This is a genomic window from Flavobacterium sp. KH_035, from assembly GCF_057839565.1.
In genome coordinates, this window is record NZ_CM174492.1 from 2870227 (window position 1) to 2883108 (window position 12882).

Annotated in this window: 11 protein-coding genes and 3 pseudogenes; 4 read left to right on the top strand and 10 right to left on the bottom strand. The window is 33.6% G+C overall.

Annotation, left to right across the window (positions count from 1 at the left end; genetic code table 11):
* Positions 1-77: 77 nt before the first annotated feature.
* From AC3IS6_RS11710 to AC3IS6_RS11720, 3 genes are all read right to left on the bottom strand, one after another.
* Positions 78-1301: a S41 family peptidase gene (locus AC3IS6_RS11710; RefSeq protein WP_489159521.1), complete on the bottom strand. Its 1224-nt coding sequence runs from the start codon at positions 1299-1301 to the stop codon at positions 78-80.
* A gap of 412 nt (positions 1302-1713) precedes the next feature.
* Positions 1714-2787 (bottom strand): alanine/ornithine racemase family PLP-dependent enzyme, encoded by a 1074-nt coding sequence (locus tag AC3IS6_RS11715; protein WP_489159523.1) that lies wholly within the window; start codon positions 2785-2787, stop codon positions 1714-1716.
* Positions 2788-2822: 35 nt separating this feature from the next.
* Entirely contained in the window at positions 2823-3257 is a 435-nt protein-coding gene (locus AC3IS6_RS11720) for a GNAT family N-acetyltransferase (protein WP_489159525.1), read from the bottom strand.
* 296 nt (positions 3258-3553) lie between these two features.
* Here AC3IS6_RS11720 and AC3IS6_RS11725 point away from each other — a divergent pair.
* The 4 genes and pseudogenes from AC3IS6_RS11725 to AC3IS6_RS11740 form a co-directional block, all read left to right on the top strand.
* A pseudogene (locus AC3IS6_RS11725) lies at positions 3554-3970 on the top strand (magnesium chelatase domain-containing protein); the annotation flags it as partial.
* A gap of 143 nt (positions 3971-4113) precedes the next feature.
* Complete coding sequence (gene istA, locus AC3IS6_RS11730; protein ID WP_489159527.1) at positions 4114-5661, top strand: IS21 family transposase; 1548 nt, start codon at positions 4114-4116, stop codon at positions 5659-5661.
* 16 nt (positions 5662-5677) lie between these two features.
* Entirely contained in the window at positions 5678-6415 is a 738-nt protein-coding gene (gene istB, locus AC3IS6_RS11735) for an IS21-like element helper ATPase IstB (protein WP_489159528.1), read from the top strand.
* Between the two features lie 126 nt (positions 6416-6541).
* A pseudogene (locus tag AC3IS6_RS11740) lies at positions 6542-6844 on the top strand (magnesium chelatase subunit ChlI family protein); the annotation flags it as partial.
* Between the two features lie 16 nt (positions 6845-6860).
* On the opposite strand, the gene AC3IS6_RS11745 reads toward AC3IS6_RS11740, so the two are convergent.
* The 7 genes and pseudogenes from AC3IS6_RS11745 to AC3IS6_RS11775 all read right to left on the bottom strand — a co-directional run bounded on the left by AC3IS6_RS11745 (position 6861) and on the right by AC3IS6_RS11775 (position 12614).
* Positions 6861-7229 (bottom strand): nuclear transport factor 2 family protein, encoded by a 369-nt coding sequence (locus tag AC3IS6_RS11745; RefSeq protein ID WP_489159530.1) that lies wholly within the window; start codon positions 7227-7229, stop codon positions 6861-6863.
* 60 nt (positions 7230-7289) lie between these two features.
* Positions 7290-7976, bottom strand: a complete 687-nt coding sequence (locus AC3IS6_RS11750; protein WP_489159531.1) for a GNAT family N-acetyltransferase — start codon at positions 7974-7976, stop codon at positions 7290-7292.
* 40 nt (positions 7977-8016) lie between these two features.
* Positions 8017-8889: an alpha/beta hydrolase gene (locus AC3IS6_RS11755; protein ID WP_489159532.1), complete on the bottom strand. Its 873-nt coding sequence runs from the start codon at positions 8887-8889 to the stop codon at positions 8017-8019.
* A gap of 196 nt (positions 8890-9085) precedes the next feature.
* A complete protein-coding gene (locus tag AC3IS6_RS11760) occupies positions 9086-10315 on the bottom strand; it encodes a porin family protein (RefSeq protein ID WP_489159533.1) in 1230 nt (409 codons plus the stop codon).
* 345 nt (positions 10316-10660) lie between these two features.
* The gene (locus tag AC3IS6_RS11765) at positions 10661-11062 is read right to left on the bottom strand and encodes an SRPBCC family protein (protein WP_489159535.1); all 402 of its coding nucleotides are present in this window, start codon (positions 11060-11062) and stop codon (positions 10661-10663) included.
* Positions 11052-11390 (bottom strand): annotated as a pseudogene (locus AC3IS6_RS11770) (ArsR/SmtB family transcription factor). Before AC3IS6_RS11770 ends, AC3IS6_RS11765 begins: the two are co-directional and overlap by 11 nt.
* 159 nt (positions 11391-11549) lie before the next feature.
* On the bottom strand, positions 11550-12614 hold the full coding sequence (locus AC3IS6_RS11775; RefSeq protein ID WP_489159537.1) for a T9SS type A sorting domain-containing protein: 1065 nt from the start codon (positions 12612-12614) through the stop codon (positions 11550-11552).
* Positions 12615-12882 lie beyond the last annotated feature (268 nt).

A 12882-nucleotide genomic window follows, 5' to 3' on the forward strand; every position in this document is an offset into this window, starting at 1 on the left:
AAGTTCCAAAAACGATTTAGTAATTTTCCTGCTTTTGATGTTTTATATTGTTTTTGAGTGCTGTTTAGTGCTGCTTTTTATTTTAAAATCTTCTCATAACGGCTTTTTAAGCCTTCCAGATAAGGGGCTTTGATTTCTGTTGCAATTTCTACTGCTTTTTTTAAGACTACCACTGCTTGATCTTTTTTTCCGTTTTGTTCCAGAAGATCACCATATTTTAAAAATGCTATCGGAGATTTTGGGTGTAATTCGGTATTGCTTTTTAAAATGGACTCTGCAATAAATGGTTTTGTCTTAGTGTAATCAGACGATAACGTCGCAAGGTCGTCTTCTGAAAACAAGTCAGATTCGCTGAGTTTTTTGACAACTGACAGGATTTGCTGGTCCATCTGAGCCGAATCAGCTTCGTTAAGAGGCTTCGTTTGTTGATCGATAACTGATTGCAGTTCGATATAAAGTTTTTTTGATTCAGCTGCAATTTTGTTTCGATAGCCTTCAGCAGCTTTTGCGGCTAATTCTATTGTTTTGTTATATGCCGAATCTTTAGCTGTTTTATATTCCGGGATTACTCCAATTCCTTCCCAGTTTGTTTTGGTAATTGGATTTATTGCTGTTCCGGTTGGAATAAATATTTCTAAGAGACTGTTCACTTCAAAAATGTCACCCGGATTGGCACCACCACCGGTTACTTCACCAACTAAGGTTGCTCTTTTTTGAGTTTGCATATTATAACTGAATTCTTCTGCTCCCGAAAAAGTTCTGGCACCTGTGATAATAAATAATGGAACATCGGTTCTTTTTTTACCACTCACTTCTATAACCTTAAATTCTTCGGTAAAGTTGCCTTTTCTAAAATATAAGGTATTTAACAATAATGGTTGTTTAAAGAAATAACTGCACAAGTACTGAACAGTCTTCGGACTTCCACCTCCGTTGGTTCTTAAATCAACAATTATGGCATCTGTTTTAGATAATAATTCCATATAAGAGTCGATAGTTTGTTCGGTCTCTTCTATGAAATAGTTAAATTTAAGATATCCAATATTGCCGTCAATTATCTTAACTTCTTTAAAACCATTGGCTAGTTTTCGATTGTCGGTAAAATTATGAAGGTAAACTTCGTACGAATCTTTAGTCGAATTTGCTTTGTCTTTTTCAGGAACAAATTTGGGTCTAACTCTGAGATGCTTGTCATTGTTGATAAACCTAATTTCTTTTGTTAAGGCTATAGCGAAAGAATCCAGTAAATCATATTTTTTGAATTTATTTTCTGTATAAGCCTTTTTTAAATGAGCGCCCATCTGTTTTGCCTTTTCAGGAAAGATGTATTCTTTTTGTGTAAGGGAATCTATTTTTAAAATAGTTTCCTTTTTAAATTTCTCGGTTATTTTTTTTTGCTGACCACTTACGCTTGATATAATAAGGCAGGATAGAATCAGAGAACAAATGAGTTTGTTGCTAAAAATAAAAATCTTGTATTGAAAAGGTTTAAAGAGATACTTCATATTGCTTTTGGATTTTTATATAATAACGCTAATTTAAAGTTTTATGATAAATTATGAGAAAAATATTTCTACAATAAGTATTTTTAAGGAAATGTTTATTTTGAAATCTTGTTTTATTGGTTTTTCTCTAATGCAGATTATGATTTAGAAGAGAGATCTGACTTCCTGAATTATATTGCGGGAATTAAAAGATTAAAGTGATCCTTTTTTATTCGATATTCTTTTCGATATAATTAGAACTCAACAAATACAAGGCTCCCATATATTGAATATGAAAAGAAACCAGGTCCCCAACTTTATATTTTTGTGTTGAACTCGAAATGTCAATTACCAGCATATCCGAACTGGCATCGACAATCGTAATTTCTTTGTCTACTGCTTCCAGATACTGTGGTTGCATATCCAGTAATCCAATATCTAAAATTGCTCTCAACGAGGTTCCGCCAAAATCTTCGGTTTCTTGCATAGAGAAAGTATTACCGGCTACATTTTCGCCTAGTTCACCTGTTGGAATGTCTGGTTTCTCCGTTATTTCGATAATTTCAGCAAATAATTTAAAGACATCACTATGCATGCCCTTTATTGTTTCTCCGGTAAACAGATCTTTTCCAAAAAAGAGAGCCTCACCAATTCTAAAATGATTGACCTCCATCGGGCGGGCATTTTTAAGTAGTAGTGGAATGGCAACAGAAGTGCCGCCGGAGACCCACGGAATGGCAATATTGAATTTGGCTTCAATTAGCTGTTTGTACAAACTTAATTGTATGAGTTTGTCCTGAGTAGGCATGACTCCGCTCAGACAATTTAAGTTTGTGCCAATTCCAAGAATTTCTATGTTAGGCAAACTTAAAATTGTACCATAAAATTCGATAAGATCTTCGCCCATGACACCTTCTCTGAGATCTCCCATTTCAATCATAATGATGATTTTATGGACTGTATTTTGTTTTTTTGCTTCTTCAGAAAGCATCTTTATGGTGTAAATCTCGGTATTAAAACTTACATCAGCATACTTTACAATGTTTGAAATACTCCTTTTGGCAGGTGGTTTTATATAAACGGTTTGGATGGTTGGGTCCAATGCCTTTATTTTTTTTAAATTACTGACCCGAGAATCATGTATTTGTTTAACTCCTAATGAAATAATTTCTTTCAGGTACAATTTGTTTCCGCATAAAAGCTTGGACACAACTCCCCATTGAATGTTTTTCGATTCAAAAATTGAGTTTAGGAAATCGTAGTTTTCTTTTAGTTTCTTTCGATATAATTTTAGGAATGCCATTAGGCTTTGTTTTTATTGAATTAATTATTTTGCGTTTATTTGATTAGGCGCATTTCAAGATATTTGTTTGTAAATCCCAGTTTTTCATACAGTGCTTTGGCCGGATTGTCTGGCTCAACATGAAGCGCAATGTTTCCTTCTGCAATAGAAATTGCTTTATCCATTATTCTTTTTCCGTATCCTTTTCCTCTTTCAGAATGATCTACGGCGATGTAAACCAATATGTTTTCAGGGATATAATCTTTCATTCCGGTATTGTTTAAAACCACGGCACCGATAATTTTTTTATTGTCTAAGCCAATTATAATATTTCCGCCTTTGTCCGGATTCATTACATAGGCGATGGCTTTGAGAATATCTTCTGTTTTGTCTCCATATTGCTCTAAATGAGTATGTAAAAAATGGGCAATTATTGTTGGTGTGCAAGTGTCGTCGTATCCGGAAACCGAATTAATTACTTTAAATTCCATTGTTAAAATTTTAGATTATTTATGCTGATAGTGAATTTTCAGCCCTTTTACAGATGCAAAATCAATTGCAGTAAGATTCCATGAATTAGAAATCGAAATTATCGACCGATATGCGATGATATTTTCGCAAGGTAAGCATAAATACTGGTTTTGTTCTAATTGGTTGAAGCCTTTTTGGTTTTTAGGAGTTTTTAAAAGTGATTTTTCTGAATTATTAAAACATTATTTTGTGCTATTTTAACTATTAAATATAAAAGATTTTCATTAGATTTAGAAACATTTAATGAATAGGAATTATGCTAGTAAAAGTTTACGGAAGTGCCGTTTTTGGAGTAGAAGCAACTACAATTACAGTAGAGGTACATATGGATAAAGGAATTGGTTATCACTTAGTTGGGTTGCCAGATAATGCGATAAAGGAAAGCAGCTATCGAATCGCCGCTGCGCTTAAGAACAATGGATTAAATTTTCCGGGTAAAAAAATAACAATTAATATGGCTCCCGCTGACCTGCGAAAAGAAGGTTCTGCGTATGATTTAACTTTGGCGATGGGGATTTTGGTGGCTTCAGATCAGCTAAAAGCGCCTGAGATTGAAAGATACATTATTATGGGAGAACTTTCTTTAGACGGAAGTTTACAGCCAATTAGGGGAGCACTTCCTATTGCAATAAAAGCTGGAAAAACCGGTCAATTTGACCACCTAATTCCGGAGTAAATTGACCACCCGTTCCGGAGCAAACTGACCACCTGATTCCGGAGCAAATTGACCACCAGGTTTTGTGGTTAATTAACGATTAAAAACTATTCATTTTTTCATGTTGTTAGAACCATACATTCGTTAAAAATATACGGATTATGGCAAACAAAATAACAGACATGAGTAAAATTAGAAAAGTAATTAAATTCTATTGTAATGGAAAGAGTAAGTTATTTATAAGTAGCTACTTATCCCTTTCAAGAAATACGGTAAAGAAATATATTTCCTTATTTGAAGTTCTCGGATTAAGCTTAGAATTAATCGACCAAAAAACCGATGCAGAGCTGGAACTTTTATTCTCCCAGACTAGTGTAGAGGCCATTAGCCCGAGATTACAGACACTTTATGATTTTTTTCCTAAAATGGAACGTGAACTAAAAAAAGTTGGCGTTACCGTACAGCATATGTGGGAACAATATATTGCTGTAAATCCTGATGGTTATCGAACTTCACAATTTCATTATCATTACAATATATGGGGCAAGCGAGTCAATCCGGTCATGCATATGAACCATAAGGCTGGTGATAAAATGTATGTTGATTATGCCGGAAAGACACTCTCAATTATTGATATAGATACCGGAGAAGTCAAAGAAGTACAATTTTTTGTAGCAATATTAGGCGCTAGCCAATACACGTATGCTGAAGCTTCCATGAGCCAGCAAAAGGAAAACTTTGTTGACTCAGTAGAGAATGCCATGCGCTTTTTTGAAGGTACTCCTGCTGCCATTGTTCCGGATAATTTAAAATCTGCAGTAATAAAAAGCAGTCGTTTTGAACCGACAATCAATGAAACCCTGGCTGATTTAGCAGAACATTACGAAACTACAATTTTACCTGCCAGAGCTTACAGGCCCAGAGACAAATCATTAGTTGAAGGAGCTGTTAAGATATTATATCGAAGGATTTATGTAACCATAAAAGAAACCAAATTCTTTTCTCTGGAAGAATTAAATCAGCAGATCTGGGATTTACTTGACTCTCATAATAACAGAAAACTAACAGGACGCCCTTATTCCCGCTTTGAATTATTTTTAGAAGACGAGAAAGAAAAACTGCGTCCACTGCCACAAGATCGTTTTGAAATTAAATACCAATCTTTTGCAACAGTAATGCAAAACGGTCATGTTCAATTAAGCCAGGACAAAAACTATTACAGCGTTCCGTATCAATATGTAAAAAAGAAAGCAAAGCTGTTATATACCAAATCAACGGTAGAGATTTATTTTAAATACAATCGAATAGCTGTACATCCAAGAAACTACAAACCTTATGTCTATACAACAACCCCTGAGCATTTAGCCAGTACACATCAATTTGTAGCCCAATGGAGTGCTGCCCGCTTCATTGAATGGGCTAATAATATTGATGAGTCAGTGGGAGAATATATAATACAGATAATCGAAAGCAGAAATCATCCAGAACAGGCTTATAAAAGTTGTTTAGGAATACTGAATTTTGAAAAAAAGGTAGGCAGACAGCGATTAATAAATGCCTGCAGGCGGGCACTTGATTTTAAAATTTACAATTTTAAGACCATACAAAATATTTTAGAAAACAACTTGGATCATATTGATTTTGATCAAGAACCTGAGCAAGAACTTCCCGATCACAGTAATATAAGAGGAAAACACTATTATAACTAAATTAAATCTTGAAAAAATGAATGAATCCACAGTAACCAAAATGAAACAAATGAAGCTTTATGGCATGTTTAATGCTTTTAAAACAGCCATTGAAAGCGGAAAAACAGATCATTATACCCTTGACCAGTTTGTATCGATGATTATTGATGCAGAATGGGATGAAAGGTACAATCGTCGTATTGAACGAAGTATCACTAATGCCAAATTCCATTACAAATCAAATATTGAAAGTATCAATTTTGATGTATCACGTAATCTGGACAGAAACATGGTACTGCGTCTGGCAGAATGCGAATTTATAGAGAAAAATGAAAACATTTTAATCACTGGAAGCACCGGTGTCGGTAAAAGTTATTTAGGTACCGCATTAGGTTATCAAGCTTGTATACAGGGTTTTAAGGTAAGTTGTTTTAATACCTCAAAATTGTTTGCTAGACTAAAAATGGCTAAAGCAGATGGCACTTATCTGCGGGAACTTACCAAAATACAAAGACAGGATGTTATCATACTTGATGATTTTGGACTCCAGGCACTTGACAGCCATAACCGAATTACTCTTTTGGAGATCATAGAAGACAGGCATAATAACGGCTCTATAATCGTGACATCACAAATCCCGGTTCAAGGCTGGTATGATATAATTGGAGAAAAAACGATAGCCGATGCAATATTAGACAGACTTATACACCAATCTCATAGGCTTGAATTACATGGAGAATCCATGAGAAAGAAAAGAGGAATAAACAAAGAGTGATATTTTATTATATTTGAATACTAATTAACAGATGAAAAAATATAGTTTTTAATCAAAACGGAGGTGGTCATTTTGCTCCGGAATTAGGTGGTCATTTTGAACTGGAATAAGGTGCTCACTTTAAAACGGAATGGGGTGATCAATATAACCGGAATTTGCACCAAGCGTTTTGAAACGATGGAAAATGTACATTACAATGCACAAATGAGCAGTAAACTCATTCGGGAGTTTTGTGCTCTTGATGATCAGTCAAAAGAGTTGCTTAAAACGGCCATGGAACGATTGAATCTTTCTGCGCGGGCATACGATAGAATTTTGAAAGTAGCCCGAACGATAGCCGATTTAGAGGCGGCACCTAATGTAATCTCACAGCATATTGCCGAAGCGATTCAGTACAGAAGTTTGGATCGTGATGGCTGGCTGGGATAGAATTTTACGGTTTAATTTACTCAAATTTTAAACTTGTATTTTTTGACATCAGGTACGAAGTAAGTTTTTTAATTCTTCCTTTTTCCATTTCAAAAACATCACAGAAAACGGCATCCAGTTTATTGCCGTTTTTCATGTTTCCCTGAACGGCACCTTCGGCAATAACGATATCATTTTCTTCAATCAATTTTATGACTTGAATAGTGGGACTGCCTGTAAAGTTATCATTTTCAATTTCTTTGTCAAAAGCTTCTTTACCAATATGCTGATAAATTCCAGGCATTTCCCAAATGACATCATCAGTAAGACAATCTAAAATTCTTTTATGATCGCTGACTCTAAAAGCGTCCATATATTCGGTTACAGTTTGTTTATTTGGTGTCATGTCTTAAGGATTATGATGTTCAAAACGATTTTTAGACTACTATTTAGGAGCAATATAAAATTACTGTTTTTTGGAAATATTCCAAAAGCTGATTTTTCTTCTTGTTGCAAAACCTAGTTTTTCATATAAGCCAATAGCGCCAATATTACTTTCGACAACATGTAAAAAAGGAATTTTGTTTTCGTATAAAATTAGATTTACAACATGTGTAATCAACTGTTTGGCGTAACCTTTTCCAGTGTGATCAGGATGTGTGATAATGGCACTGACTTCTGTAAAATCATTCATTTTCATGCGTTCGCCTGTGACTGCGATCAATTGGTTTCCTTTAAAAATTCCGTAATAGTTGCCTAATAAAGGTGTTTTGGTTTTAAAATACCCCGGCTGAACTAAATTAACTAAGTGTAGTAATTCGGCATTATGATTTTCGGTAAGTTTGACGATTTCAGTATCGACTGTAAGTTGAATTTTGTCGTGAACAACCATTTGCAGACAAACCAATTCTTTGGTTATTTCTAAAGAATCTGGGATTTCAGGTTTTTCACCCACTATAAAAAAAGAATCCGTTAAAGCAGCATATTGTTTTCCGGCTTTTAAAGTACTTTCCCATTTTATAAAACCTCCAAACGGACAATACTCCGGATCGTAAAATTTAGTACCATCATAATCAAGGGCAAATGCGGAATGACTTTCGGATAAGGAATGCCAAACCGGATTGTCTAATTTATTTTCGTCTTTATTTTTCATTAGTAAAATTTTTTTTTTTTGGTCATGCTATATTCGGTTTTTATTCTTTCTCTTTTATAGGATAGAAAAAACGAAACGAATTAGAAGCTGCGGGATGCAAAATAGTAGCATGATTTTCTAGTGGGAGATAGTCAAAATAGACTTTTATGTTTTTGCTTTTTGAAGCTTTAATTTTTTCAGCCAGTAAATTGGCATCTACTTCCATTACTCTGGGAATTTCTGTTGGTGTAAGTCCTTCTTTTCCGACCGCAATATAAATATCTGTCTGTGGACTGAAATTTTCCTGAAAAATGGCGCTCTCGAGATTTAGTACGGAACCATTATTCCACCAAATACTTGGACTTACAATAACATATTTATTAAAAAGTGTCGGTTTTGTTAGTAGAATTTCAGTTCCTATTAATCCTCCCAATGATTGTCCCATAAGGGTTTTAGAAGCATTGGTCTTGTATTTTTTTTCGATAAAAGGCTGTAATTCTTTTTCGATAAAAGAAATGAATTTATCAGAATGACCAGAAGTTGGAAACCTTTTTTGATCTTTTTCGATAGTTGTCGGGAATGTAAAGTCTCTTCTTCTGTCGACAGTCGCAATTCCCACAACAATTGATTTAGGAACCTGATTGATCCATTCAAAACTATTAAACTGTACCAGGCCGGCGATATGAATAAAATCTTCATCAGCTGAGCCGTCTAATAGATAAATTACTGGATATTTTGTTGCATCTTCTGCTTTGTAACCTTCCGGAAGATAAATATTCAAGATCCTTTTTTCTCCTAATTCCTTCGATTGAATTTCATCGATAACACCTAATACAAATGGTTTTCCGGTTTCTGTTGATTTTGTTTTATTGGTTTGACAAAAGATAAAAGTTGTAGAAAGGAATAAAAGAGCAAGGATAAAAAATTTGTTCATTATTGTGGTATTTAGTAGCATTAGGGTTAAATGTTATGGAGTGAAGCAGGAAAATTATATAGAACAAAAATACAAATTTATGGCATTCTAAAATCTTAATTAGGAAGGAGAACACTCTTAAAAAGCGACTATAAAAAAATCCCTTTGATCATTTGATGAAAGGGATTTATAAAGCATTTAATACTATTGAAATGTTTTAGAAAAAAGAATAGCCTATGATCACAGATGTTGTTGAGAATGAGGAGTTCCATGAAAGATAGTCTTTTAGGATACTTTTACTAGTTTGGTATCTGAATTCTATGCTGTATTTGTCACGGAATTTTCCACCAATCCCCAATGCTCCACTATTACCGGATTTAATATCCAAAGTGCTAATTTTCGATCCGTCTTTTCGTGTAAATTCTATTTTTGAGTCTAAACCAAAATCAAACAATAATGAAGCATTTACAAAGATTTTAAAATCATTTTTAAGAAAAAAGTAATGCCTGATCCCTATAGGCAGCTCTATTGATTTATAATCTACTTTTGCGTCTACTTCGGAACCTACCAAATTCGAGGTTTGTTTGGATTTTTCGCCACTATAGTACTGATAAGTTGGCTCTACGATGATAGCCCATTTATTTTTATTAAAAGGCAAAATAAATTCTGCTTCAATACCCAGACTAGGATTTGTTTTTGAATCAAATTTAAAATCATAGAAATCAATTGGCGGGTTGCTTATTGATAATGCACTATTGTTTAATCGTGGTCTAACGGTTAAATTGAACAAATCCTTTTTTTCTTTTGTTTCAAAATCGACAAAATGAGTATCACTGCACTTGTTATACTTGATGAAAAATTTGAACAGCTGATTGTATGTGTAATCCAGATTTTCATATTCTCTTTGAAGAATGTTTTCGCATTTTAGGTCGATAAAAAGCTGTTCTCTAAAGTAATTGTTTTTTGCAATTGAAGAGTTTTCGTTTACCAGATAAGTTTTGTAAATAAGTTGTTTTATTTCTGAATTATCTATTTTATAAAAGAAACGGCCTGAGTTTCCTTCCCCATAGGAGTAAAGTGATGCTTTTCCTTCAATATGTACTTTTAAGAAGAGTGTTTCTTCTTTTAAATCCGGATTTTTATCCGTACTCATGCTTTCTATTTGTCTTGAGGAGCGGTCTATTTTTACTAAAGTTTTGATGTATTTGCTTTGTCCTGTGATTGCAAATTCTTTTACAGTTTTTAGGTCTGCAATAAGAATGTCTTTGCTTTCAGGTAATTGATATCTAAAATTGGTTGGAGTACTTTTCCAATCCAGGTTTTCGATTAAGCAATTTATCTTTTGATTGTTTTGATTGATGAAGTAACCGTTTTCAAAAGCGACTTGAGAATAGCTGTTTAGGGTTACTATAAAGGCTAATACAAGAAATAAAATTTGTTTTTTCATTAAAATTTGGGCTGTTATTTATTATTGGTTTTGAGTAGAATTAAATTTTTTAAATGGTAGTTAGTAATCTTTTTTAGATGAATCTTGACTAAGAAGTTGTGATATTTTTTTGGCGGCAAATGTAAGGTTTGAAACTGGTATTATAGTACGTGAAACCGTAAGTAACCTATTATTATTATTATTCAAAAAGAAATTTGGAAGCTCTTTCGTTGTCCGCATTTTTCAATAATCATAATATTGTTACTTTTTTATTTCGAAGCAAAAATTTCATCCAAACCTTCCATCGCGATAGTGAAACCTTCTTTGAAGCCCATTTTGATGATTTTTTCCAGATCAGAAAAGTTTTCATGTTTGATGGCAATTGTCTACTATCGTTAAGTTATCTTTTTCTGAAAAGCTGGCATTCCAATCAGAGCTTGGGAAATCTGTATTTAAATTGCCTTCGTTATCACTAAAAGCATCTGAATATTTGAAGTTTGATTTCGGAGTTATCGATGTAAAATCGGCTATAGCCCAATGTTCTTTGCCTTTAGGCCCAACCATTACAAAGAGTCTTCTTCCTCCTTCTCTAAACTCGATACTTTTTGTTCTGGCTTTCCAGGGAGCGAGTGCCCACCATTGATCCAGTATTTCAGCCTCTGTCCATGCTGACCAAACGTGAGCAAGTGATGCATTGAATTCGCGTTTTACAATTACAGCGCTGTTTTCTTTGTCCACGGAAAAATTCATTAAAAGATTAGATTTCATTTTCTTTAGATTTTAGATTCATTAATACTTGATCCATCTGGCAGAAACGGCTTTTCCATATTTTCTTGAATTGTTCAAGCCATTGGTCAACTTCTTTCATTTTGTCAATTTTGAGCTGATAATAAATTTCCTGTCCCATTTTTTTTCGTCCAGTAATTCAGATTCATTTAAAATTTTAATATGTTTAGAAATAGCTTGTCTGATAGTATTAAATTGCTTAGCAATAGCATTAGGCGTTAATGCATTGGTCGCAACCAAAACTAAAGATGGTTCTTCGGGTCGGATCGGCAATTGCCTGAAAAATATCTCTTTTCTTTTTTTTAAACATGTATTCACAACTAATCAGTTGTGAATACATGCAGCTTTTTGGTACACCAGTGCTTTTTTACATTTTTTATTAACTTAAAAGATAAAGACGCATTTTGTGCGTCTTTATAAATTGGATATATATTAGATTTATGGTGTTTGAATCAAATAAAAGGAGAAATTAAATTTTTATAATTTTAAAAGTTTGCACAGCCTTGTCGACTGAAATTTTTGCGATATAGGTTCCTGGTAATACTTGTGACATATCAATTTGGTCGCTATTTGCATTTATATTTTTATTAATTATTTCCTGACCGAGAACATTGAATATTTTTATGTTTTCAATATTATTTTGGTAATTTAAATTTAAAAAATTTGTTACAGGATTTGGATAAACAGCAAGCTCTGCTACGTTGAAAGTTGGCGTGCTTAAAGTTTTTGGTTTCCATGAAAATGTAGTACCCGATGTTGGTTTAATAGTTGGCTGATTTGTTGAGCAAGTATGACTGACACTTTTTCCAGCTACTGTAGAGTTCCAACTATTGCTTCCAAAGGTTGTTCTGTTATTATAATCAGTACTCTCAGTACCGCCTAATCCAATTTGACAAGACGAACCAGAGTAAGTAAATCGCATGAATCCATAAACAACATCGACTATATTTGACGTTTCATGTAATATAATTTGGAAATCAAAACTAGAGTCACTAGGTGTGTAGTAGCTATAATTTTCCCATTGTACAACCAAGGAACGATTAGGTGCCACTCCAATGGTTGCAATTCTTAAATTTGAATTCAAACTTGGTATGTTTTGATTAATGACCCCGCTTAGATCAGCATGTAATCCAGCAATTCTGTTTCTTAAATAAGGAGGATTTGAAGTATAAGTAGACGATAAGATAGAATACAGGTGCGTGCTTGGAGTCGTTCCCATGTCAACTGAAGGAGTAAGTGAACTTTGTCCAAACGAAATCCAACCGTTAGTTGAAACTCCTACTCTGTCAAAAACAATTCCGTTAAAAGTAAAATCAAAACCTATAGGGAATCCCGGTCCGGTTTGTCCCGCCCCACCACCAGGATTTCCTGCATCTACAAAATTATAATCTTCATTTCTAGTAACTCCTAAAACAATACCAGTTGTAATTTTTGTATAAGTACCAACACTTTGAGAAAACTCATAAGAACTAACTTGTGCAGTAATTTTAAAAAAAGAAAGAGCCAATAATAAGCTAAAAGTAATTTTTTTCATATATCTATTTGGATTAAATTTCAGTAAAAATAGAATTTTAAATTCTTATTAAGAAGAATTAAATTACTTTTTACCCAGGGCTTTTGCTATAAGATTATCCTCTAAATTTATTCCTATACTATAATATCTTTCAATCTGGCTTTTAGATCTTCTCCTGTATCAAACACCATTTGTTCGTTGTTTGGAAATGGGACCACGCGTTTGTTGAAATAGTCGATATAACTATCTTCACAGGTATTTCTGTCTCCTTTATAGGTAAAGTAAATGG